Genomic DNA, 23302 nt, shown 5'->3' with positions numbered 1-23302 from the left:
GACCCATGGAGTAGATTTTGGCGCTTCCTCCTTCCGGTACCACCGACGAGGCCTTCCTTCGCGAAGTCGACGAGGAATATCGGCGCGATCAGCTGATCCGCGCCGGCCGTCGCTATGGCATCTGGATCGTCGCGGGCGTGGTGGCCTTTCTGGTCGCCGTCGCCGGCTGGCTGTTCTACGATCACAGCCAGCGCAGCGCGGCCGAGGCGCGGGGCGAGGAATATGACGCCGCGCTCCAGCTTGCCGCGCAGAACCAGCTCGGTCAGGCGCAGCCCGGCCTCGACAAGCTGGCGCAGGGAGAGGACGGCTATGCCGCGATGGCGCGCTTCACGCAGGGCAACCTGCTGTTCCAGCAGGGCGACAAGAAGGGTGCAGCGGCCAAGTTCGCGAGCATCGTGACCGATGCCAAGCTCGACCAGCCGTTTCGCGACCTCGCGCTCGTCCGCCAGACCCAGGCCGAGTTCGACACGCTCAATCCGCAGGACGTGATCCAGCGGCTCGGCACGCTCGCCAACCCCGATTCGCCGTGGTTCGGCAGCGCCGGGGAGATGGTGGCGGCCGCCTATCTGAAATCGGGCAAGCGCGCCGAGGCCGCCAAGCTCTATCGCCAGCTGAGCGAAGCCGGTCCCCGCGTGCCGGATTCGATCCGCGAACGCACCGCCGAACTCGCCAAGACGCTTTCGGTCGCTCCGACGACGACCGCTCAGACCCAGGAAAAGCAAGCTAAATGAACACGAAGGTTCGCGTTGTAACGGCGGTCGCGGCGCTCGCGCTGGTCAGCGGCTGCGGCGTTTTCAAGGGCAGCGGCAGCAAGAAGACTCCGGTGCTCGGCGAGCGCGTGCCGATCCTGGTGACCGAGAACGACATCACCGCCGACAAGACGCTGGCGGGCATCGAGGTGCAGCTGCCCGAGGCGGCGGTAAATGAGAATTGGAGCCAGCCGGGGGGCAGCGCGTCCAAGGCGATGGGCCATCTCGCGCTCGGCGAGTCGCTTTCGCGCATCTGGTCGCATCAGGTCGCCAAGCCGTCCAAGAGCGAGCGGCTGGCCGCGTCGCCGGTGATCCAGGGCAACAAGCTGTTCGTGATCGACCAAGCAGGGACCGTTCACGCAATGGCGGCCGATACCGGCGCGGAGTTGTGGAACGCCCGGACCGGCGCGGGTGCGGACAAGCGCAGCCGCGGTGCCCTGTTCGGCGGCGGTGTCAGCGTCGATGGCGATCATGTCTATGCCTCGAACGGCCTCGGGGACGTCGTCGCGCTGGAGATCGGCGACGGCAAGGAAATCTGGCGCAAGCGTCCCGGCGGGCCGCTGCGCGGCGCACCGACGCTCGCCAACGGCAATGTCTATGTCGTCACGCAGGACAACCAGCTGTTCGCGCTGACCCAGGACAAGGGCGACGTCTCCTGGACCGCCACTGCCAGCCTCGAATCGCAGGGCGTGTTCGGCGTCGCGGCGCCCGCCTCGGCGCAGGGCACCGTCATCGCGGGCTTCTCCTCGGGCGAGCTGAACGCCTATCGCTACGAGAACGGCCTGTCGCTGTGGGGCGACGTGCTGACCCGCAACACCATGACCACCTCGGTATCGGCATTGTCGGACATCGATGCCGAGCCGGTGATCGACCAGGGTCGCGTCTACGCGCTGGGCGAGGGCGGCCGGATGGTCGCAGTGGACATCACCAGCGGCTCGACGCTGTGGGAGCAGAGCATCGGCGGCCTTTCGTCGCCCTATGCGGTCGGCGAGTGGCTGTTCGTCGTTACCGACGATGCCCGCCTGCTGTGCCTGTCGCGCAGCAGCGGCAAGCCGCGCTGGATCGTCCAGCTGCGCAAGTACAAGAACGAGAAGAAGCTGAAGAACCCGATCGCCTGGAAGGGCCCGATCGCCGCCGGCGGTCGCCTGGTGCTGATCAACACGCTGGGCGAAATCGTGTCGGTATCGCCGAAAGACGGCAGCATCCTTTCCACCAAGGAAACCAAGGATTCGCTGTCGCTGCCGCCGGTAATCGCCAACAGCACGCTGTATCTCCTCGACGATAAGGGCCGGCTGACCGCCTATCGTTGAGTCTGCTGTTCCGGCCGTGCGCCGGGCATAACACCCACAAGGGGGCCGGGGCGCAGCGCTCCGGCCCCTCTCGTTTTTTCGGCGGCTTTGCGTCGCCCTTTCGACTGCGTTAGAGAATCGATCATGCCTTTGCCCACCGTCGCCATCATCGGACGCCCCAATGTGGGCAAGTCGACGCTGTTCAACCGGCTGGTCGGAAAGCGCCTCGCGCTGGTCGACGACCAGCCCGGCGTCACCCGCGATCGCCGCGAGGGCGATGCCAATCTGCTCGGCCTGGAATTCCGCGTGATCGACACCGCCGGCTATGAGGACGAGGATGCGGCCACGCTCCCCGGCCGGATGCGCGCGCAGACCGAGGCGGCGGTGCGCGAGGCGGACGTCTCGCTGTTCCTGATTGACTCGCGCGCGGGCGTGACCCCGCTCGACGAGGAAATCGCCCGCTGGCTGCGCTCGACGGACCGTCCCGTGGTACTCATGGCCAACAAGGCGGAGGGCCGCGCGGGCGAGACCGGCGTGCTGGAGGCGATGGCGTTGGGTCTCGGCGATCCCATCCCCTTTTCGGCCGAGCATGGCGAAGGCGTGGTGGACCTGTTCGAGGCGCTGCTGCCGCATGTTGATCGCGACGAGGAGGAGCCGGAGGAGGATCCCGAAAGCCCCGATGCGCCGCTCAAGCTGGCGATCGTCGGCCGCCCGAATGCGGGCAAGTCGACGCTGGTCAACCGCATCCTCGGCGAGGACCGGATGATCACCGGGCCCGAGGCCGGGATCACCCGGGATTCGATCTCGATCGATTACGAGTGGACCGATTTCGAGAACAAGCCGCGCAAGGTGCGGCTGGTCGATACCGCCGGGCTGCGCAAGAAGGCGCGGGTCGAGGAGAAGCTGGAGAAGCTTTCGGTCGCCGATACGCTGCGCTCGATCGACTTCGCCGAGGTCGTGGTGCTGCTGCTCGATGCGACCCGCGGGCTGGAGGTGCAGGACCTCAAGATCGCCGATCGCGTGCTGCAGGAAGGCCGCGCGCTGATCATCGTCATGAACAAGTGGGACGTGGCGGAGAATGCCTCCAGCCTGTTCAACGGCGTGAAGGGCGCGCTGGAAGAGGGGCTGGCGCAGGTGAAGGGCGTGCCGCTGCTCACCGTGTCGGCGGTGACCGGCAAGGGCATCGACACGATGATGCGCGTCGCGTTCGAGACGCGCGAGGCCTGGTCGCGCCGCGTGTCGACCGGCCAGCTGAACCGCTGGTTCGAGCGCGCGATCGAAGCAAACCCGCCGCCCGCACCCGGCGGCAAGCGGATCAAGCCGCGCTACGTCACGCAGAACAAGACGCGCCCGCCCAGCTTCGTGCTGTTCGGCACGCGCGTGGACCTGCTGCCGACCAGCTATCAGCGCTATCTGATCAACGGGTTGCGGCGCGAATTCGATTTCGGCGCTGTGCCGGTGCGCCTGGTGCTGCGTGCGCCGAAGAACCCGTTCGACCGCGACAAGGCGTAAGCACCTGCTCCCCTCCCGCATGCGGGAGGGGATCGGAAAGGCGAGCGGCCAGGCTTATTCGGCTTCGGCGGGCTTGCTGTTGAGCTGGATGTAATTCTCCAGGCCCATGCGCTCGATCATGTCGAACTGGCGCTCCAGCGTGTCGACATGTTCTTCCTCGCTCTCGAGGATCTTAAGGAACAGGTCGCGGCTGACGAAGTCGCGGACGCTCTCGCTGTGCTGGATCGCATCGCGCAGCACGGCGATCGCCTCCACTTCCAGCGCCAGATCGGCGCGGAGCAGTTCCTCGACATTCTCGCCGATGCGCAGTCGGCCGAGCAGCTGGAAATTGGGCAGGCCATCCAGGAACAGGATACGTTCCGACAACCAATCGGCGTGCTTCATCTCGTCGATTGATTCGTGGCGCTCGAATTCGGCCAGCTTCTGCACGCCCCAATGGTCAAGCATGCGATAATGCAACCAATATTGATTGATCGCAGTCAGTTCATTCTTGAGAACTTCGTTCAGATACTCGATGACTTTGGCATCGCCCTTCATTGCGCGAAACTCCTTTCGAAGCGTTCCCTAGCGCGAATGAAGTCAGAAAAAAACTACGGAAATCAGCGACTTTTTACTTGCGAGTGTCACGCAGCCGCACGTTCCTGCGCGATAATGGCTCGCGCGAACGGAACGCATTGGCCGCACTTCGCCTGGCAGCCGAGTGCGCGATAGGCCTGGCAGGCACTCTGTGCGCCCTGCCGCGCCACTTCCCGCACGTCACGCTCTCGCAGGGCATTGCACACGCACACAACCATCGGAAATCCCTCGAATCCGTCGCTGCAGCCGATCTAGTGCAACTGCGAGCGATTCGCAAGGTTGTTGCGAATAGGTTGCAGGGAGCCCCGCGCGAGCGTGCGCCAGAGCCATTCGAGCGGTCCATAACGGAAACAGACGAGCCAAGGCCGCGACCAGAGCAGCAGCAGCACCCAGATGCCGAGCACCACCGGATAAAGCTGCCAGCGGGAAAGACGCCCGAACCAGCCCAGGCCGTAGCCGTCGAAGATCAGCACGCACAGCAGACTGGTCGCAAGATAGTTGGAAAAGGCCATCCGTCCCGCCGCAGCGACGCGGCGGGTGATCCAGCCGTCGTCGCTTGCGATGGAAAGGATCAGGCAGGCCCAGCCAAGGATCATCAGCGGCCGCACCAGCCCCGGCAGCGTCGCCGCTGCCATCACCACCGCGAAGAGGCTGAACTTCGCGGCGATCAGCCACAGCGCGAGCAGCGCATAGACCGGCAGGGTGATCGCCCAACAATATAGCCACCAGCGCCGGTAGTCGGCGCGCGGCCATGTGCCGGCCAGCAGCCCGCTGCGCAGTGCCGCCATGCCGAACAGCATATAGCCGAGCGTTTCTCCCCCATAGAGCGTCAGCATCGCGATCGGCGTGGTCGCATAGTCGCGGAAGCGCTGCGCGACCAACCCCGCATAGCCGCCGTGATGCAGCGCGAGCTCTGCCGCAATTCGCGACGGCGGCGGCACGCCAAATGTGTGGACGAGCGAGGCATGGCCGCCCTGCGCCAGCTGGGGAAGCAAGGACATGCGCCACGCATCATATGCCAGCATGCCGAACATTGCGGTGCTCGCCAGCACCAGCATTGCGCCCAAGCCTATCAGGTGCGCGATCGGCAGCTTGCGCAGTGGGAAAGCGAGCATGCCGACCAGCGCATAATGGGCGAGGATGTCGCCGTGCCAGATCAGCCAGAGATGGGCGAGGCCGAACAGCAGCAGCCAGGCCATGCGCGCATAATGGGCACGGGCGGGGTCGCGCCCGGATGCCTCGGCCGCATCGGTGACGATCAGCAGCGAGGCGCCGAAGAGGAAGGAGAACAGCCCGCGCATCCGCCCGTCGAAGAACAGGAAATTGACGAGCCAGGCGGCGAGATCCGCCCCATGCCAGCCGCCATAGGCGCGCGGGTTGAAATAGGCGGCCTCGGGCATGCCGAAGCTGACGATGTTGAGCAGCAGAATGCCGAGCAGCGCGGCGCCGCGGACGAGATCGAGCGAAAGCAGGCGCGGGGGAAGGGGGGATTGCACCCCCGACGCTTAGAGCCAGCTGGCGATCTGATCGAGCGATTTGCGCTCGAGCGCGGCCGTCGGCACGGTTGCGTCGGGCGCCGGGTGGCCCGTGACGATGAGCATGATCGGCCGCTCATGCTCCGGGCGGCGGCACAGCCGGTTGAGAAACCGGGCCGGTGTCGCCGTATGTACCAGCGTCGCGAGCCCCGCCAGGTGCAGCGTCGTCAGCAGCAGGCCGCAGGCGATGCTCACGCTTTCGGTGACGTGCGGATTGGGAAAGCGGTCGGTCTCGTGCGTCTTGGTCTGCCCGAAGGCGACAAGGATCCACGGCGCGATCTCGAGATAGGGCTTGTCGGCCTTGGTGCCGAGGTCGCGCAGCAGCCCCTGCCATTCGCTGCCGCCGATGCCGCCGTAGAAATTGCGCTCTTCCTCTTCCACCGCCACCCGCAGCGCGGTCTTGGCACCTGGGGAGGAGATGGCGGCGAAGTGCCAGGGCTGGCGATTGGCGCCGCTGGGGGCGGTGCCTGCTGCCGCGATGGCGGTTTCGATGATGGCGCGCGGCACCGGGCGCGGCGAAAAACTCCGGCAGCTGTGGCGGGTTTCCATCCGCTCGCAAAAGGCAGCGGCACGGGCGACCCGCTCGGGATCGGGCAGATCGATGTCAGGAGTCCAGGGCCGCATATCAGGTTTCATAGGGAAGTTTGCGCAGAACCTCGCCGAACCCGCGCGATATGTCTATTCGGTTGTTGTGCGGAGCGGTGGTTAGACCGCGCCTTGGTCCGGGTGAAGCGGCCCGCAGGGCGTGAGCTTCACGCCGGACCAGCCCTGGAAGGTGCAGCGATCGCGCTCCTCCCAGCCATGGGCGGCGGCGATATCGGCAACCGTGCCGCCCGCCAGTTCGGATGTTTCCGCCTGTTCGGGCCACGAAACCCAGCAGAACCCGTTGCGCGCGAGCAGCCCGCGCAGCGCGCCCAGTTCGCGTTCCAGATGATCGCGCCGCGAAGTGAACAGATGCACGGCCTGCACGCCGTCGGTGGCGCATCCCAGTTCTTCCAGCGCGGCGCGCTCGGGAGCGATCGCGTCGCGTACCGCCTGCGGCATGTCATGGAACCACACCCGCATGCCGGGCTTGAAGCCGAGCCGCGTCGCCATCGGGGTGCCAGAACGCTGTTCCATGATCGCCGCCCTCCTCTGGATGAGCCTACAGGATGGACCTCCGCCGCGCCAGCGGCATTGATCGCGGTCAGAGCACGGGAGCTGTCGGCGCGATCGGAATGTTGGACAGCTCCACGCGCGTGCCGGGATGGCCGGGAAGGATGCGCAATTCGGCGCCGAGACCATGGCACAGGCTGCGGGCGATCCGCAGGCCGAGGCTGTCGACGGTCGCGACGTCAAATCCCTCTGCCACGCCGACACCGTCGTCATGAATCGTCAGCGAGACATGCGCCGCCTGGGCGCAGACCTGGAGCAGGATCGTGCCCGTATCACGATCGGCGAACCCGTGCTCGATCGCGTTGGCGATCGCCTCGGCGACGATCAGTGCCAGCGGAATGGCGCGGTCGGGGGGCAGCAGCACGGCGGTGTGCGCCTCCACGATGTGCCGAATGCCCGGCCGGCCGGCGCTCTCCGCCAGATCCTCGACAAGTGCGGTCAGGAAGGCATCGAGCGCCAGCGGCTCCCCGCGACTGCCATATAGCCGACGCTGGATGCGGCCGATCAACTGCAGCCTGCTTGCCGCTTCTCCGATCGCGCGCTTCGCCTCGCCATCGGCCACCGCGCGGCGCTGCAGTGCCAGCATCGCACCCACCATCTGCAGATTGTTCGAAACCCGGTGTTGCAGTTCCTCGAACAGGATCTCGGTCCTGGCGGCGAGCGCGTCGCTGCGCGCCCGTTCGGCAGCCAGCCGCGCGTTGGCGACCTGCATCCAGTGGACGAGCAGGATGTCCACGGTAACCACGCCGGCATAGAAGAACAGGGCGACACCGGTTCCACGCCCCATCGAGAAGCTATGGACCGGCGGAATGAAGAAGTACCAGGCGAGAAGGCCGCACAGCAGGGCAGCAACGATCCCCGGACCTCGCCCGAACAGGAACGACGCGAGGATCACTGCGGGGAAGAAGGTCAGATAGGGGAAGCCCGGCGGGAAATAGGGATCCAGTACCAGCCGCAGCCACCATGCCACCACGCAAAAAACCAGCGTGATCGCATAGGCCAGGGTCCTCCGCCCCGCCAGCAGCGGGAGATGTTCCAGCGTAGGATGAAAGGAATGCATTGCCACCCGTTGCCCCGGCCCCGCCCTGAACACGGGCCGTTCTTCGGGGGGAACGTCCGGGCAGCTTTCTTCATCGGTCAGAAACAATGCAGACGCAAGCGGCTCTCGGCATATTTGCGGCGGACTGCGGGCCGGCATCGCGCCGAAGGGTGCGCCGGTTGCGATGTCGGCCGCTCGCCAAGCATTGCCAGGCCCGCCATGCAGATATAGCCTCCATCGACTTGTACACGGGAAGATTCGCCATGACGCTCGTGACGACCTCCTTGGATCGCTTCTCGGTGATCAGCACCGGCACTGGCCCGGCACGCGCGCTCTCGGCGCTGTTCGGGGCGCCGCTGCGGACCGACGCGCATCTGGACTATTCGCACGAAACGCCCCGCCAGCGCAGCCTGTGGGCGGCGAAGCTCGATTCGGCGATCCTTCATGCGGAGCGGCCGGTGCTGCTGGTGGCAAATGGCGCAAGCTGCTTTGCCGCCACATGGTGGGCACGGCTGTCGCCCCGCGACTATATCGCCAGGGTAGCGGGGGCGCTGCTGATCGATCCGATGGCAGGGGAGGACGATGCCGCGCATTTCGCCTCGCCGAAGATAGAGCTGCCCTTCCCCTCGCTGCTGCTCAGCGGTGAGACGCCCGACACCGCCGTGGCGGAGCGGGTGAAGGCGCTCGCCACCGGCTGGGGCAGCGCGCTGGGCGGGATGCCCCAGCTCCCGCACGCCCGGCGCAGCGGCAGCCATTGGCAGGGCGCGCGCGAGCTCGTGCTGCGAATGACCGCGACGATCGTCGAGCGTCGCGTCCAGGCCGCGGACGCGCTCGCCGCGGTGCTGGTCCCCGAGCAGGACTGAACGGCGCGGTCAGTCCCTGCCGGAAATCGGGCGACGTTGTTCGAGGTCGAACGCATCGCCGTGGCTCAGGACGTGCAGGCGGACGTCGTGCATCGATAGCGTTCGCTCCGGGCTCGCCTCGGCGATGTTCGAGCGGGTGACGCCCGATCCGTCGACGATGGTGACGGCGCCGGCACCGATCACCCGGAAGCAGCTGCCCTCCAGCACGATAGCAGTATCCTCGTCGATGCCGATGCCGAGCACGCGCGGGTTCTGCGCCACCGCGCCGAGCAGGCGGCCGATCCGGCCGCGCTCCGCGAAATGCTGGTCGATGATCACGTCCCGCACCAGCCCCAGGCCGGGTGCCATGTGGAGGTCGCCGATGCGGTGGGATTCGGCGCTGGAGCCCTTCACCAGCATCGTCGCGCTCATCACCGAGGCGCCGGCGGAGGTGCCCGCCACCACGCCGCCGCGCGCGTGAATGTCGCGCACCATTCGCTCGACCGGGGTGTCGCCGATCTGGCTGGAGATGCGCAGCTGGTCGCCGCCGGTGAAGAAGATGCCGGCGGCGCCTTCGAACACCCCGAGGGTTTCCTCTGCCAAGGTTTCGCCGCGCTCATGGACGTAGAGCTCGACAAGGTTGTCGATGCCCAGCGCGCCGAAAGCCTTTTGATAGGCGTCGAAATAGCCGTCGGGCTGGTGGCTGGCGACGGTGGCGATGACGAGCTTGCCGTCCTTCACGCGTCGCGCGACCTCCTTCAGGATGGTCTTGTCGCCCTCCTTGTCCTCGTGCCCGCCGATGATGATGAGAGGACCGCCGTGATCAGCCATGCAGATGTTCCTTGAGTTCGTCGCGGTGGACGCCCGCGCACGGGGCATCGAGCCCGGCGGCATGCAGTGCCAGCGCGAAATGGTCGCTGTTGTGGGCAATGCCGAAGGCGCCGGACCGCTCGATCACGATCGCGCCGGCCTCGCCCCCAACCCGGCCGAGCCGGGCGATCGCGTGCGCCGCTGCTTCGGTGGCCGAGCCGCCGCGCTCCAGCGCGTGCATCACCTGGCTCGCGAGCAGCGTGCGCAGGATCGCTTCGCCATCGCCCGAAAAGGCGCAGCCGCCCAGCGTGTCATCGGCATAGAGGCCCGCGCCTGGCACGGGCGAATCGCCGATCCGGCCGGGATGCTTGCCGGGCAGTCCGCCGGTCGAGGTCGCCGCGGCGATCGCCCCGGTGGTGTCGATCGCCACGCAGCCGACGGTATCGTGCGCCTTGCTGTTCTCCGAAGCCAGCGCTTCGGGCGACAACATCGTCTCGGGGGCAACAAGCGTGATGCCGTTGTCCGCTGCGAACCGCTCCGCACCTTTGCCCGCGAGCAGTACCGGGCGCGCCGGGAGCATGGCACGGGCAACGCTGACCGGATTGCGCACCCGCCGCACGCCGGCCACGCCGCCGATCCTCAGCCCGGTGCCCTCCATCATCGCCGCGTCCATCTCGACGGTGCCGTCGCTGGTGAGGACGGAGCCGAAGCCGGCGTTGAAGACGGGATCGTCCTCCAGCACTCGTACCGCCACTTCCGCCGCCAGCACCGCGCCGCCGCCCGCGCGCAGTACCGCTGCACCGGCTTCGGCGGCGGCGGCGCACCCGGCACGATTGCGGTCGTGGAGCGCCGGGTCGATCGTCTTGGCCCCGCCATGAACGAGGATCGCCCAGCGTATCGCGTCAGGCATGGAGCTTCTCCCGCGCCGCCGGCTCGGGCTGAAAGGCGAGAATCCGGTCCCAGACCGCCTGGATCGCGCTGGGCATCAGCACCAGCAGGTCGCCGGGGCGCCCCAGCTGCAGCACCATGTCCACCGCTTCCATTTCGTCGACGATCCGGTGGACCTGCTCGGGCCGCATGCCTGCCGCCATCGCACCTTCGGACATCAGCCCGTTGGTCTCGCCGCGGGGGCGACCGCGGCCGTCGGGGGCCTCGCGGAACACGATCTCGTCGAAGATCGCGCCGGAGAGTTGGCCCATCTCGACGATGTCGCAGTCGCGCCGGTCACCGGGGATGCTGACCATCCCGATCACGCGGTTGTAGCGCCCGCGCATGCGATCGATCACCTGACCCAGCGCCTGCAGCCCGGCGGGGTTGTGCGCATAGTCGAGGATGTGGCGGCGGCCATGCGCGTCATGGATGTTGAGCCGGCCCGGCGAATCCTCGAACGAGATGCTGAAGGCGCTGAGCCCGTCGCGGATCGCCTCGATCGGCACCCGCTGCGCCGCGCACATCGCCACCGCGGCGAGGGCATTGGCGATGTTGAAATCGGCGATGCCCCCCAGCGTAGCGGGGATGTCGGCGGCCGCCATCACTTCGATGCGTTCCCTGCCGCGGTGCAGCACGATGCAGCCGCCATAGCTGCCGGGCTCGCGCACCACCGCCATGCCGCCCTCGGCGATGTGGCGGCGCAGATGGTCCGAGAGATCAGGCCCGCCGCCCAACGAGAACCACACGAGCGTGCCGCGCGCATGCCGGGCGATGCGATGGCACATCGGATCATCGGCGTTGAGCACCGAATGCCCGCGCCGCGCGACGCTCTCGACTACCACGCCCTTCACCTTGGCAAGGTCCTCGACCGTGTCGATGCCCTTCAGCCCGAGATGATCGGCGGTGACGTTGAGCACCGCGCCGACATCGGCGCCGTCGAAGCCCAGCCCCTCGCGCAGGATGCCACCGCGCGCGGTCTCCAGCACCGCCACATCGACCTTAGCGTTGCGCAGCACGGTGCGTGCGCTTTTCGGCCCGCTGGCATCGGCCTCAACCATCAGATGGCCGTTGAAATAGATGCCGCTCGTCGAGGTCATCCCGACATTCCTGCCTGCCTGCTGCAGGATGCGGGAGACCATCCGCGCGGTGGTCGACTTGCCGTTGGTGCCGGTGATCGCGAAGATCGGTATCCGGCTGCGGCTGCCGCGCGGGTAGAGCATGTCGATGACCGGCGCGGCGACATCGCGCGGGGTACCGCTGGACGGCTCCAGATGCATGCGGAAGCCGGGAGCCGCATTGACCTCGACGATCCCGCCCCCGGTCTCGCGCACCGGGCGGCGAATGTCGGGCGAGAGGAAGTCGATCCCGCAGACGTCAAGCCCGACCACCGCCGCCGCCTGCTCGGCGATCGCGCGGTTGGCGGGGTGGATCACGTCGGTTCGATCCACGGCGGTGCCGCCGGTGGAGAGATTGGCGGTGTCGCGCAGCACCACGATCTCGCCGGCCATCGGGATGGTGGCGGGGGTGCGATCGGTCTTCTCCAGCAGCGCCAGCATCGCGTCGTCGATGACGATGCGGGTCAGCACCTTCTCATGCCCGACGCCCCGGCGGGGGTCCTGGTTGAGATCGTCGATCAACTGCGCGATCGAGTGGAAGCCGTCGCCGATCACCTGCGCCGGCACCCGCTCGGCGACCGCGACGACCTTGCCGTTGACGACCAGGATGCGATGGTCGTTCCCCGGCACCTGCTGCTCGACGATGACGCGGCGGCCATGCTGGAGCGCGAGGTCAAAGGCGACACGCACCGCATCCTCGTCGGCGATGCCGGTGGTGACGCCGCGGCCATGGTTCCCGTCCAGCGGCTTGATCACCACCGGCCAGCGCAGCCGCTTGGCCTCTGCGATCGCTTCCTCCACCCGGCGCACGACCACGCCGCGCGGCACCGGCAGCCCTGCCTCGCCGAGCAGCTGCTTGGTCATCGCCTTGTTGCCGGCGATGTCGACCGCGATCTGCGCGGTGTCGCCGGTGATACTCGCACGAATGCGCTTCTGGCGGCTGCCCTGGCCGAACTGGATCAGGCTCTGCTCGTTGAGGCGGGTGACGGGAATGCCGCGCCGCTCCGCCGCCTCGACCAGCGCGCGGGTGGTGGGGCCGAGCGCGTTTGCCTTCAGCAGCGCCTGCAGCGCGGCGATGATCGCGCGCACGTCCTGCGGCGCGTCGAGCGAGGGCACGCCGAGCAGCTGCAGCCCCTCCACCTTGCGCAAGGGCTCGGGCAGCAGATCGGCGACCAGCCGGATCGCGGCAAGGCCTGCGGCGAGCGCCAGCGTCTCGTCGCGATAGGTGTAGAGGATGTTGTACACGCCGGGCCGGTCCTTCACCGAGCGCGTCTTGCCGCGCGTGACACGCGATCCCGCGAGCGACTGCAGCTCCAGCGCGACATGCTCGACGATGTGCCCCAGCCAGGTACCCTCGCGCAGCCGCTCGACGAAGCCGCCGGGGCGCTGATAGCTGCAGCCATGCATAGCGAGGCCGGGGAGAAGCGCGAGCAGCGCGTCGGTGAAGCCCGGCAGCTTGTCGCTCGGCCATTGCTCCAGATCGCGCAGGTCGACCTGGATACGGATCATCGGGCGGGTGCTGTAGAGGTGGGGCCCGCGATAGATGCTCCGTTCGAGCACCCGCATGCCGTATGCCGAAGCCGGGCGCGCGAAATCGGCCGGCTGCACCAACGCTGTCATAGTTGACCTCAAGAAGGGGCACCGGGAACCAGCGCCTGAGCCGCTCCAACGGCCCAGTTTTCCCCGCGTTCCCCGACTGATGCGGATCAACTATTTGACATAGGACCTTCCAGCAGCTGTGTTTTCAGCCCGCGATACGGGGCGCGAGGATCCGCATCAGCGCTTCGCACCCGGCCGCGTCGCCGGCGTCGAACCGTGCGGGCACCGGGCTGTCGAGATCGAGCACGCCCAGCAGCGCGCCCTGGTGCACGATCGGCACGACCAGTTCGGAGCGGCTCGCGGCATCGCAGGCGATATGGCCGGGAAAGGCGTGAACGTCTTCCACCAACTGCGTTTCGCGCGTTGCGGCGGCGGCGCCGCACACGCCCTTGCCGAACGGGATGCGGATGCACGCCGCCTTGCCCTGGAAGGGTCCGAGCACCAGCTCGTCCGCCACGTTGCGGTAGAAGCCGGCCCAGTTGAGATCGGGCAGATACTGGCCGATCAGCGCGGAGACGTTCGCCATGTTGGCGATCGGATCGGGCTCGTCGGCGGTCAGCGAATCGAGCGCGGCGGCGAGATCGCGATAGAGCTCGGCCTTGGTTTCGGCGGTGATGTCGAAGCTGTACATGCCGGCGATGTAGGAGATCACGGGGCAGGGCGCGAGGGGTCAGTCGAAGCCGACCTTGCCGCGACCGGCCTTCACTACCGAACGGCCCTTCTTCGCGTCCACCCGCCGGGCCTTGGCGGCCTTGCTCGGCTTGGTCTTGATCCGCTTGGCCTGGCGTTCGTGCGCCTTGTCGATCAGGTCGGACAGGCGCTGGCGCGCATCGGTGCGGTTGGCGTCCTGGGTGCGATATTGGCGCGCGGTGATCAGCAGCTCGCCCGCCGAGGTCATGCGCGTGCCGGCGAGTTCCTTCAGCCGCTCATAGGCATAGGGCGAAAGCCCCAGCCGGAACACGTCGACCCGCAGCTGCACCGCGGTCGCCACCTTGTTGACGTTCTGCCCGCCGGGTCCCGTCGCGGCGAGGAACTTCTCCTCGAGGATCGCCGCGTCGGGGATCTCAGCCATTGGCCGGGCGGCCGAAGCCGATATGGTGGAAGCGCGCGGGCAGCGGCGCGTCGCCGTGCACGTCGGGTTTGCCCGGGCGCGGCACGGTGATCGACTGGGCGTGGAGCATCATCGCCGGGCCGCCGCGGCCATAGACGGGGTCGCCGACGATGGGGATGCCGATGCCTTCCAGCGCATGGACGCGAATCTGGTGGGTGCGGCCGGTCTCGGGATAGAAGGCGACGAGCGCGCGGCCATCGTGCACCTCCATCCGTTTCCAGCGGGTGCGTGCGGATTTGCCCTTGGGATCATGCGTCATCCGCCAGCCTTCCTCAATGCTGGAGATCTTGCCCAGCGGAAGGTCGATCTCGCCGCTCTCCGTCTCGGGCACGCCGTCGAGGATCGCGACATAGCGTTTGGTGACCTGCCCGGCCTCGAAGGCCTGACCGAAGCGCTTCATCGCCTTGGGGTTGCGCGCGAGCAGCAGGCAGCCGCTGGTGTCGCGGTCGAGCCGGTGGACGGGGACGGGCAGGCGCTCGAAGCCGAAGGTCAGCTGGTCGAGCATATCCTCCAGGCTCTCGCTGCGGTCGCGCGGCCGATCGACGGGCAGGCCCGCCGGCTTGTCGATGATCAGCGCTTCGCCGTCGATGAAGAGTACCCGGTCCTTGAACATCGCCGGGATATAGCGGGGTTCTGCCGCAGCGCGAGTCCGGGGAACTCACAAAATCCTCCCCTGCAAGGGGAGGTGGCAGCCCGAAGGGCTGACGGAGGGGTGTCCTCGGCTGCGGCCTGGTACGCGAACCGCAGCGGGGACACCCCTCCACCACCGCCTTTGGCGGCGGTCCCCCTCCCCCTCCGGGGGAGGATATCCAGGGATTACGCCTTCAGCTTGGCGGCAGTTTCCGCAATGCGGCGGCCCTGGTAGCGGGCGCCTTCCAGCTCGACATCGCTCGGCAGGCGGCTGCCGTCGCCATCGGCGATGGTGCTGGCGCCGTAGGGCGTCCCGCCCTTCACTTCGTCGACGCCCATCTGGCCCTGGAAACCATAGTCGAGGCCGACGATGGTCATGCCGAAGTGCAGCAGGTTGGTGAGGATCGAGAACAAGGTGGTCTCCTGGCCGCCATGCTGCGAGGCGGTGGAGGTGAAGGCGCCGCCGACCTTGCCGTTCAGCTGGCCCTGGAACCACACGCCGCCGGCCTTGTCCCAGAACGCCGCCATCTGGCTGGCCATGCGGCCGAAGCGGGTCGGCGCGCCGACGATGATGCCGTCATACTGCGCCAGTTGGTTGGGATCGTCGAACAGCGGGTGGCTGTCGTCGACACGGAAGCCGGCGGCCTGTGCCACTTCGGCGGGTGCGGTTTCCGCGACGCGGCGGACGTCTACGTCCGCACCGGCGCTGCGCGCGCCCTCGGCTACCGCGTCGGCCATCTTCGCGAGGTGGCCATAGGAGGAATAATAGAGAACGAGGATCTTGGTCATGGCGAAAACTCCCTAGTCGAATGGGCGAGGGGACGGGCCCCGGTTATTCGGAATCGACGAGAACGATCTCGGCGTCTTGAACGGCGGTGATGGTAACGGTCCGGCCGCCGGAAAGCGCCGCGCCGTCGCGGGCGTTCACCGCGTCGCCGTCAACGGTGACCGCACCCACCGCCGGGACGAGATAGGCGTGGCGGCCATCGCCGACGCTGTGGGTGACACTCTCGCCCGCCTTCAGCGTTGCGCCCAGCACCCGGGCGTTGGCACGGATCGGCAGCGCATCCCTGTCCTCGGCGAAGCCGGACGCCAGCGTGACAAAACGGCCCGAGCGATCACCCTTGGGGAAGGGCTTGGCGCCCCAGCTCGGCTGGCCGCCGGCCTCGCGCGGCAGGATCCAGATCTGGAAGATCCGGGTCGTCTCCGGCTCGAGATTATATTCCGCGTGGCGCACGCCGCTGCCGGCGCTCATCACCTGCACGTCGCCTGCCTCGGTGCGGCCCTTGTTGCCCATCGAGTCCTGGTGCGTGATCGCGCCCGAGCGGACATAGGTGATGATTTCCATGTTCTGATGCGGGTGCGGCGGGAAGCCCGAATTGGGGGCGATCTCGTCGTCGTTCCACACCCGAAGCGCGCCCCAGCCCATGCGGGACGGGTCGTGATAGTCGGCGAAACTGAAGTGATGCTTGGCCTTGAGCCAGCCGTGATCGGCACCGCCCAGGCTTTCGAAACTGCGTTTGTCGATCATCGCTGATCTCCCATCTGTTGCCGCCAAGATAGGCATCCGCATCACTGCGTAAACGGAAACGTTGGAAACCAATCGTTTCGTGATATGGCTTTGGCCGAGCAGGAGGGGCGGGGATGAAGCTACCGGATTTCGAGGCCTGGGCGGTGTTTGCCAGCGTGGTCGAGCATCGCTCGTTCAGCGGTGCGGCGCTCGCGCTGGGCGTCTCCAAAGCGACCGTGTCCAAGGCGATCACCCGGCTGGAAGAGCGGCTGGGCACCGCTTTGTTCCACCGTACCTCGCGCCGGCTGACCCTTACCGACAGTGGCCAGCAGCTTGCCGAGCACGCCCAGCGCATTCTGGAGGACGGCCAGTCGGCGGAGGAAGCGGCCTTCGAGAGCGCGAGTTCGCCCTCGGGCGTGGTGCGGCTCGCGGCGCCGCTGACCTTCGGGTCGCGGCATCTCTCCGGCCTGATCGCCGAGTTCATGATCGCGCATCCGCAGATCAAGGTGGAACTCACGCTTTCGGACTCCTTTGTCGACATCGTCGGGGAAGGAATCGACGTCGCGATCCGCATTGCCGAGCTGCCGGACAGCTCCTTGCGCGCGCGCAGGCTGGGGCCGGTCAACATCCATGTCGTCGCGGCCCCCGGCTATTTCGAGCGCGCCGGACGCCCCCAGCATCCGGCCGAACTCGCCCGCCATGCCTGCTTCATCTACACCAACACCGCGACGCCGGGCGTCTGGCGCTTCAAGAAGGCCGGGGGCGAGGAAGCGGCGGTGCGCGTCGAGGGGCCGCTGCGCACCGACAATGGCGAGGCGATGCTGCCGGCTTTGTGCGCGGGGCTGGGTGTGGCGCGACTGCCGGGCTTCCTGGTCGATGCGGAACTTGCCGCCGGCCGGCTGGAAGCCGTGCTGACCGACTGGGTTGCCGGATCGGTGGGGCTGCACCTCGTCACGCCGCCGGGATCGCGCCGACCGGTGCGGGTGGAGGCGCTGATCGCGTTCCTCACGGAGCGGTTGCGCAGCATCTGCGTTCGGGCAGCGTGAAACGCCTTGTTCCCGATGATGCCGATGCGCGGTTCATCCGCCGCGTCCTGATTCTGCTCACCGTCGGCGCGGTGGTGGTGGCGCTGGTGCGTGCCGCCGATCTGCTGATCCTCACCTTCGGCGCGGTGCTGGGGGCGGTGGTGATCCGTGCAATCGCCGATCGCTACGTCCAGCTCGGCGTGCCGAAGCGCTGGTCGGTGGTGAGCGCGATGCTCACCGTGCTCGCGGCGATCGGCTTCCTCGTCTGGCTGTTCGCCGTGCAGTTCGGTCCGCAGGTGGAAGCGCTGGTCCGTTCGATCCCGCAGCTGGTGGTGCGGCTGAAGGCATGGGCGCAGGAAAGCCCTATGGCGGCCAAGCTCTACGACGCGGGCGAGGCGGCGTTCGCCGGATCGCGCGTGGCGCGCGACGCGAGCGGCTTCGCGCTCGGCTCGTTCGAGCTGTTTCTCAACGCGCTGCTGCTGCTGGTGGGGGCGCTGTTCATGGCCGCCGATCCGGGCGTCTATTTGCGCGGGCTGCTGCTGCTCGTTCCGCGAGGGAACCAGCGCGACGCGGTCGCCGATGCGCTGGCGGACGTCGGCACCACGCTGCGGCTATGGCTGCGCACCCAGCTCATTCTGATGACCAGCATGGGATTGCTGGTGGGCCTGGGCCTGTGGATCGCTGGCGTGCCGTCCCCCGCCGCGCTGGGCTTGCTGGCGGGGCTGAGCGAGTTCATTCCCTATGTCGGCCCTGCCGCGGCGATGCTGCCCGCGCTAGGCCTCGCCGCCACGGGCGGATCGGGCGCGCTGATCGGCTGCCTGCTCGTTTTCGCCGGCGTGCGAATCGTCCAGACCAATTTCCTGACGCCTTTCGTGCAGAGCCGAGTGATCGCGATCCCGCCCGCGGTGACGCTGTTCGCGATCATCGGCATCGGCTTCGTCTTCGGGCTGTTCGGGCTGTTCTTTTCCGCCGCCTTGCTGGTGGTGATCTTCACGCTGGTGCGAAGCCTGTATCTGCGTGAGGTTCTGGGTGAAGACATCGCGCTAAGGCCCCAGGATTCCCCGGATCAGGGCGTATCCGATGCGTAGATTCCACGGGGCTTGCGGAACCTCCCGACTTACGAGAAATTAACCTTTCGGCTTCATTGACGCTTAGGTTAATGAAGCGTCCAGCGCGTCGGGCATCGGGGCTCCGCCGTGTGGTGTGGACAGGGGAACCGGCAATGCGCGTGCTGCTGATCGAAGACGAGCCTAGCACAGCCAAGGCGATCGAACTGATCCTTTCGGGCGAAGGGTTCAACGTCTACACGACCGACCTCGGCGAGGAAGGCCTGGATCTCGCCAAGCTGTATGACTACGACATCATCCTGCTCGACCTGAACCTGCCGGACATGCACGGCTATGACGTGCTGAAGAAGGTCCGCACCGCGCGGGTGCAGACTCCGGTGCTGATCCTCTCGGGCATCAGCGAGATGGATTCGAAGGTGCGCTCGTTCGGCTTCGGCGCGGACGATTACGTCACCAAGCCGTTCCACCGCGAAGAGCTGGTCGCCCGCATCCACGCCGTGGTGCGCCGCTCCAAGGGCCATTCGCAGTCGGTCATCCGCACCGGCAAGCTGGCGGTGAACCTGGATGCCAAGACCGTCGAGGTCGACGGCGCCCGCGTCCACCTGACCGGCAAGGAATATGCGATGCTGGAGCTGCTCTCGCTCCGCAAGGGCACCACGCTGACCAAGGAGATGTTCCTCAACCATCTCTATGGCGGCATGGACGAGCCCGAGCTCAAGATCATCGACGTGTTCATCTGCAAGCTGCGCAAGAAGCTGAGCATGGCCTGCGAAGGCGACAATTATATCGAGACCGTCTGGGGCCGCGGCTATGTGCTGCGCGAGCCGGACGAGGCGATCCAGGCGGATACCCAGGTCGCCTGATTTTCCCGAGATCACGCAGGGGCAGGGCCGTCGTCACCTCCGGGTGGCGGCGGCCTCTTCGTTGCTATTCGAGCCCCTCCCGTCAGGGGAGGGGTTGGGGAGGCTTTAGCCGCGTCGCGCCGCTGCATGGTGTTCGGCGCGCGCCAGCAACGCCAGCAGATCCTCGCGGCTGACGTCGAACGCCTCGCCAGCCTCCGCCAGCGCCGCGTCGATGTCCTCCGGCAGCAGCCCCGGCGCGGGCGGGGCAGGTTGCACGCGGTGCGGGTAGCTGTGGCCGGTCACGAGGTGGACCAGCAGCCCGCACAGCGTCAGCAGCACGGCATTGACCCCGATCGGCAGCAGGACGAACCCCAGCCCCTGCGCCATCACGGCAGGTGCCAGCACCGGCAGCAGCGCGGTGCCGCCGCCCGGCGGGTGGAGGCTGCGGGTCAGCGACATGACGAGGATCGCCAATCCCACCGCAATCCCCGCGGCTAGCGCGCCATGGCCCAGCCACTGCGCGACAACCAGCCCCACCAGTGCGGAAACGATATTCCCGCCGATCACCCGCCAGGGCTGCGCCAGCGGGCTGGACGGCACCGCGAACACCAGCACCGCCGAAGCGCCGATCGGCGCTGCGAGGAGGATCGCTGTCGTCGAGTCGAGCCCCGCCAGCGCCGTCACCCACGCCGTCAGCCCGATGCCGATCGCGCCGCCCAGCGCCGCGCCGATCCGGTCGCGCCACTGCGCGCCGGCCATCACCAGCCGGAACATGCGCTTAGGGCTTCGCGCCCCAGGCGCGGCGTCCGCCTACCCAGGTCTCGACCACCTTGGTCGCGCGCAACTCGGCGGGCGAGGCGGTCAGCGGGTCGCGATCGAGGATCAGGAAGTCGGCCCACAGCCCCGGCGCCAGCCGCCCGATCTTGTCCTCGGCGAACCCGGCATAGGCCGCGCCGATGGTGAAGCCGGCCCAGCCCTCCTCGCGGGTGAGTTTCTCCTCGGGCCGCCACCCGCCTGGCGGGTTGCCCTGTGCGTCCTGCCGGGTGAAGCTCGCCGCCCAGCCGGCCCAGGGGTCGGGGCTCTCCACCGGATAGTCCGAACCGAAGGCGATCCGCGTCCCGTCGCGCAGCATCGTCCGCCAGGCATAGGCACCCGCCAGCCGGTCCGCCCCCAGCCGTGCCTCCGCCATGGTCCGGTCGCTGGTCTGGTGCACCGGCTGCATCGAGGCGATCGCGCCCAGCTTGGCGAAGCGCGGCAGGTCCTTGGGGTCGATGATCTGGGCATGCTCGATCCGCCAGCGGCGATCGTCCTTGTAGGTCTCGGACAGGATCTCGATCGCGTCGAGGACCTGCTGGTTGGCGCGGTCGCCGATCGCGTGGACGGCAAGCTGGAAATGGTCCATCGCGCCGCGCGCCATCAGGTTGAGCAGCTGGTCGTCGGTGAGGAAGCCCAGCCCCTTGTTGCCCGGCGCATCGCTGTACTCGGCCTTGAGCCACGCGCCGCGCGAGCCAAGCGCGCCGTCCGCATAGAGCTTGATGCCGCCCATCCGCAGCCGATCGCCATAGAGCCACGGCGTCGGGCCCGCACCCGCCACGCGCAGCGCGGTGTCGACGCCGTGCGCATAGCTCATGATCCGGATGAACAGCTGGCCGATATCGGCCATGCCGCGCATCGTCTCCCAGTCGTCGACGGTCGTGCCCATGTCGGCCGTCGCGGTGATGCCGAGCGAGAGCAATTTCTGCTGCGCCGCCAGGAAGGCCGCGTTGCGCTCGCGCGGGGTCGGCTGCGGCACGACCTTGGCGATCAGGTCGGTCGCAGCGTCGACCAGCACGCCGCTGGGCTTGCCGCTGGCGTCGCGTTCGATCCGGCCGCCGGCGGGGTCCTTGGTTGCGGCGGTGATGCCGGCGAGTTCGAGCGCCTTGCTGTTCGCCCAGCCGGCATGGCCGTCCACCCGCTCCAGCCACACCGGCCGATCGTTCACCGCGCGATCGAGATCGGCGGCGGTGGGGAAGCGGCCGAGCTTCCAGGCTTCCTGGTTCCAGCCGCGGCCGAGCACCCATTTCGTCCGGCTCTTGCCCGCATAGTCGCCGATCCGGGCCAGCGCGTCGTCGAGGCTGGTGGTGGCCGAGAGATCGAGCTGCAGCTGCTGGAAGCCGAGGCCCATGAAATGGCCGTGCGCATCGATCATGCCCGGCACGATCGTCGCGCCCTTCAGATCGAGCCGCCAGACCATTTTCTTCCGCCGCTTCTGGCCCTTGGCATAGAGCGCGACGACCTTGCCATAAGGATCGATCTGCAGCGCCTCGAAGCGTACGACCGCGCCCTTGGCGTCGAGCGTGATGCCGTTGACATTGTCAACGATTCCATCGGCCTGGGCGGCGGGTGCAAGCAGAAGGGCAGTGGCGGCGGCGGCGAGCCGCTTGAGGCGGATGAACATGGATGCGGGCATAGGGCCTGTTCCCCCCGCGCGCCAGATGGTCTAGGCGGGAAGGCTATGGCTACCAAAGCAGCATCCGCTCCCGCCTCGCTCCCCGTGTCCATCGACGATGTCCGGGCGGCGGCGACGCGCATTTCGGGCGCGGTGGTGCGCACGCCGACGCTGCACAGCCGCACGCTCTCGCAGCTGACCGGCGCGAACGTGTACCTCAAGTTCGAGAATCTCCAGTTCACCGCCGCCTATAAGGAACGCGGCGCGCTCAACACGCTGCTGCAACTGGATGCGGAAGCGCGGTCCAAGGGCGTGATCGCCGCTTCGGCGGGCAACCATGCGCAGGGACTCGCCTATCACGCGACGCGGCTGGGCATCCCCAGCACGATCGTGATGCCCAAGAACACGCCGATCGTGAAGGTCACCCAGACCGAAGGGCACGGCGCCAATGTCGTGCTCCACGGCGAAACCTTCGACGCCGCCTACCAGCATTCGCGCGAGCTGGAGGCGGAGCGCGGCTTCACCTTCATCCACCCGTTCGACGATCCCCGCGTGATCGCCGGCCAGGGCACGGCGACGCTGGAACTGCTCGAGGATGTGCCCGGCATCGACACGTTGGTCGTGCCGATCGGCGGCGGCGGGCTGATCTCGGGGGCGTCGGTGGTCGCCAAGGCGCAGGACCGGCCGATCGAGGTGCTGGGCGTCCAGGCCGAGCTCTACCCGTCGATGTACAACCGCGTGCACCATACCGAGATGCCCTGCGCGGGCGACACGCTCGCCGAGGGTATCGCGGTCAAGTACCCCGGCAACGTCACCGCCAGCATCGTCGAGGCGCTGGTCGACGATATCATCCTGGTCGGCGAGCGGCGGCTGGAGGAGGCGGTGAGCCTGCTGCTCCAGATCGAGAAGACGGTGGTAGAAGGGGCAGGGGCCGCGGGCCTTGCCGCGCTGCTGTCCGAGCCCGAGCGCTTCAAGGGCAAGACCGTCGGCACCATCCTGTGCGGCGGCAATATCGACACGCGCCTGCTGGCGAACGTGCTGCTGCGCGACCTCGCCCGTTCGGGCCGGCTCGCGCGCCTGCGCATCCGGCTGCAGGATCGTCCGGGCGCGCTGTTCCATGTCGCGCGGATCTTCCACGAGCAGGGCGTCAACATCATCGAGGTCTATCACCAGCGCGTGTTCACCTCGCTGCCCGCCAAGGGCCTGGTGACCGACATCGAGTGCGAGACCCGCGACCGCAACCATCTCGATCGGCTGATCACCGCGCTGCGCCGCGCGCAATATGAAGTGAGCATGGTCGAATCCGCCTGAACGCCTCGCCGCGACCTGATCATCCCGGATGCGATGCCGGCATGTGCGTGCGGCTTGCAAGTCAAGGCGGCGCAGTTAACCATATTCACTAATCAATAGTGGCAGTGCTTTGTTTACCGTTATCTGTTCTGAAACAGAGCAAACGCGCTTTTGTTAACCATAGGAATGCGTTCTCTTCTGGATGTCGTCCGCCTAATTGTTCGGCAACGAAGACGCCATGGGCATTT

General features: G+C 67.6%; 24 protein-coding genes. 8 read left to right on the top strand and 16 right to left on the bottom strand.

The window, feature by feature from the left end; genetic code table 11:
• Nucleotides 1-17: 17 nt before the first annotated feature.
• The 3 genes from S2M10_RS00635 to der all read left to right on the top strand — a co-directional run bounded on the left by S2M10_RS00635 (nt 18) and on the right by der (nt 3550).
• Nucleotides 18-731 (top strand): tetratricopeptide repeat protein, encoded by a 714-nt coding sequence (locus tag S2M10_RS00635; RefSeq protein ID WP_168844380.1) that lies wholly within the window; start codon nt 18-20, stop codon nt 729-731.
• Nucleotides 728-2059: a PQQ-like beta-propeller repeat protein gene (locus S2M10_RS00630; protein WP_168844379.1), complete on the top strand. Its 1332-nt coding sequence runs from the start codon at nt 728-730 to the stop codon at nt 2057-2059. The genes S2M10_RS00635 and S2M10_RS00630 overlap by 4 nt, the downstream gene beginning before the upstream one ends.
• Nucleotides 2060-2182: 123 nt before the next feature.
• Complete coding sequence (der, locus tag S2M10_RS00625; protein ID WP_168844378.1) at nt 2183-3550, top strand: ribosome biogenesis GTPase Der; 1368 nt, start codon at nt 2183-2185, stop codon at nt 3548-3550.
• Between the two features lie 54 nt (nt 3551-3604).
• Here the strand turns inward: der and bfr are convergent, their stop codons facing one another.
• The 6 genes from bfr to S2M10_RS00595 form a co-directional block, all read right to left on the bottom strand.
• Nucleotides 3605-4087, bottom strand: coding sequence for a bacterioferritin (gene bfr, locus S2M10_RS00620; protein ID WP_168844377.1), 483 nt, complete (start codon nt 4085-4087; stop codon nt 3605-3607).
• Nucleotides 4088-4173: 86 nt separating this feature from the next.
• The gene (locus S2M10_RS00615; protein WP_168844376.1) at nt 4174-4344 is read right to left on the bottom strand and encodes a (2Fe-2S)-binding protein; all 171 of its coding nucleotides are present in this window, start codon (nt 4342-4344) and stop codon (nt 4174-4176) included.
• A 33-nt stretch (nt 4345-4377) separates the two neighbouring features.
• Nucleotides 4378-5622, bottom strand: coding sequence for a DUF418 domain-containing protein (locus S2M10_RS00610; RefSeq protein WP_168844375.1), 1245 nt, complete (start codon nt 5620-5622; stop codon nt 4378-4380).
• A gap of 9 nt (nt 5623-5631) precedes the next feature.
• A complete protein-coding gene (locus S2M10_RS00605) occupies nt 5632-6297 on the bottom strand; it encodes a nitroreductase family protein (protein WP_168844374.1) in 666 nt (221 codons plus the stop codon).
• A gap of 69 nt (nt 6298-6366) precedes the next feature.
• A complete protein-coding gene (locus S2M10_RS00600) occupies nt 6367-6780 on the bottom strand; it encodes a hypothetical protein (RefSeq protein ID WP_168844373.1) in 414 nt (137 codons plus the stop codon).
• A 67-nt stretch (nt 6781-6847) separates the two neighbouring features.
• The gene (locus S2M10_RS00595; protein ID WP_168844426.1) at nt 6848-7876 is read right to left on the bottom strand and encodes a DUF4118 domain-containing protein; all 1029 of its coding nucleotides are present in this window, start codon (nt 7874-7876) and stop codon (nt 6848-6850) included.
• 242 nt (nt 7877-8118) lie between these two features.
• Here S2M10_RS00595 and S2M10_RS00590 point away from each other — a divergent pair, with 242 nt between their 5' ends.
• Nucleotides 8119-8718: an alpha/beta hydrolase gene (locus S2M10_RS00590; RefSeq protein WP_168844372.1), complete on the top strand. Its 600-nt coding sequence runs from the start codon at nt 8119-8121 to the stop codon at nt 8716-8718.
• 9 nt (nt 8719-8727) lie between these two features.
• Here S2M10_RS00590 and S2M10_RS00585 read toward each other — a convergent pair whose 3' ends face one another.
• The 8 genes from S2M10_RS00585 to S2M10_RS00550 all read right to left on the bottom strand — a co-directional run bounded on the left by S2M10_RS00585 (nt 8728) and on the right by S2M10_RS00550 (nt 16423).
• On the bottom strand, nt 8728-9528 hold the full coding sequence (locus S2M10_RS00585) for a cyanophycinase (RefSeq protein ID WP_168844371.1): 801 nt from the start codon (nt 9526-9528) through the stop codon (nt 8728-8730).
• A complete protein-coding gene (locus tag S2M10_RS00580; RefSeq protein WP_168844370.1) occupies nt 9521-10417 on the bottom strand; it encodes an isoaspartyl peptidase/L-asparaginase family protein in 897 nt (298 codons plus the stop codon). The genes S2M10_RS00585 and S2M10_RS00580 overlap by 8 nt, the downstream gene beginning before the upstream one ends.
• Nucleotides 10410-13172 carry a cyanophycin synthetase gene (gene cphA / locus S2M10_RS00575; protein ID WP_168844369.1) on the bottom strand — a complete coding sequence of 921 codons (2763 nt, stop codon included), beginning with the start codon at nt 13170-13172 and terminating at the stop codon, nt 10410-10412. The genes S2M10_RS00580 and cphA overlap by 8 nt, the downstream gene beginning before the upstream one ends.
• Nucleotides 13173-13296: 124 nt before the next feature.
• Nucleotides 13297-13782 carry a GAF domain-containing protein gene (locus S2M10_RS00570; RefSeq protein ID WP_168844425.1) on the bottom strand — a complete coding sequence of 162 codons (486 nt, stop codon included), beginning with the start codon at nt 13780-13782 and terminating at the stop codon, nt 13297-13299.
• Between the two features lie 39 nt (nt 13783-13821).
• Complete coding sequence (gene arfB / locus S2M10_RS00565) at nt 13822-14223, bottom strand: alternative ribosome rescue aminoacyl-tRNA hydrolase ArfB (protein WP_168844368.1); 402 nt, start codon at nt 14221-14223, stop codon at nt 13822-13824.
• Nucleotides 14216-14875, bottom strand: a complete 660-nt coding sequence (locus tag S2M10_RS00560) for an RNA pseudouridine synthase (protein WP_168844367.1) — start codon at nt 14873-14875, stop codon at nt 14216-14218. The genes arfB and S2M10_RS00560 overlap by 8 nt, the downstream gene beginning before the upstream one ends.
• A 203-nt stretch (nt 14876-15078) precedes the next feature.
• Nucleotides 15079-15681 carry an NAD(P)H:quinone oxidoreductase gene (wrbA, locus tag S2M10_RS00555; RefSeq protein WP_168844366.1) on the bottom strand — a complete coding sequence of 201 codons (603 nt, stop codon included), beginning with the start codon at nt 15679-15681 and terminating at the stop codon, nt 15079-15081.
• Between the two features lie 43 nt (nt 15682-15724).
• The gene (locus tag S2M10_RS00550) at nt 15725-16423 is read right to left on the bottom strand and encodes a pirin family protein (protein ID WP_168844365.1); all 699 of its coding nucleotides are present in this window, start codon (nt 16421-16423) and stop codon (nt 15725-15727) included.
• A 113-nt stretch (nt 16424-16536) separates the two neighbouring features.
• Here S2M10_RS00550 and S2M10_RS00545 point away from each other — a divergent pair, with 113 nt between their 5' ends.
• The 3 genes from S2M10_RS00545 to S2M10_RS00535 all read left to right on the top strand — a co-directional run bounded on the left by S2M10_RS00545 (nt 16537) and on the right by S2M10_RS00535 (nt 19357).
• Entirely contained in the window at nt 16537-17448 is a 912-nt protein-coding gene (locus S2M10_RS00545) for a LysR family transcriptional regulator (RefSeq protein WP_168844364.1), read from the top strand.
• Entirely contained in the window at nt 17445-18515 is a 1071-nt protein-coding gene (locus S2M10_RS00540; protein ID WP_168844363.1) for an AI-2E family transporter, read from the top strand. Before S2M10_RS00545 ends, S2M10_RS00540 begins: the two co-directional genes overlap by 4 nt.
• 134 nt (nt 18516-18649) lie before the next feature.
• On the top strand, nt 18650-19357 hold the full coding sequence (locus tag S2M10_RS00535; protein ID WP_168844362.1) for a response regulator transcription factor CtrA: 708 nt from the start codon (nt 18650-18652) through the stop codon (nt 19355-19357).
• Between the two features lie 105 nt (nt 19358-19462).
• Here S2M10_RS00535 and S2M10_RS00530 read toward each other — a convergent pair whose 3' ends face one another.
• Nucleotides 19463-20110: an HPP family protein gene (locus S2M10_RS00530; protein WP_168844361.1), complete on the bottom strand. Its 648-nt coding sequence runs from the start codon at nt 20108-20110 to the stop codon at nt 19463-19465.
• Between the two features lie 4 nt (nt 20111-20114).
• Complete coding sequence (locus S2M10_RS00525) at nt 20115-21773, bottom strand: amidohydrolase (protein ID WP_168844424.1); 1659 nt, start codon at nt 21771-21773, stop codon at nt 20115-20117.
• 57 nt (nt 21774-21830) lie between these two features.
• Between S2M10_RS00525 and S2M10_RS00520 the strand changes: the two genes are divergently transcribed.
• Nucleotides 21831-23075 (top strand): threonine ammonia-lyase, encoded by a 1245-nt coding sequence (locus tag S2M10_RS00520; RefSeq protein ID WP_168844360.1) that lies wholly within the window; start codon nt 21831-21833, stop codon nt 23073-23075.
• The last annotated feature ends 227 nt before the right edge of the window (nt 23076-23302 follow it).

The organism is Sphingomonas sp. S2M10, assembly GCF_012650175.1.
Taxonomy (GTDB): Bacteria; Pseudomonadota; Alphaproteobacteria; order Sphingomonadales; family Sphingomonadaceae; genus Sphingomonas.
This window is presented reverse-complemented; position numbering and strand designations above follow the sequence as displayed.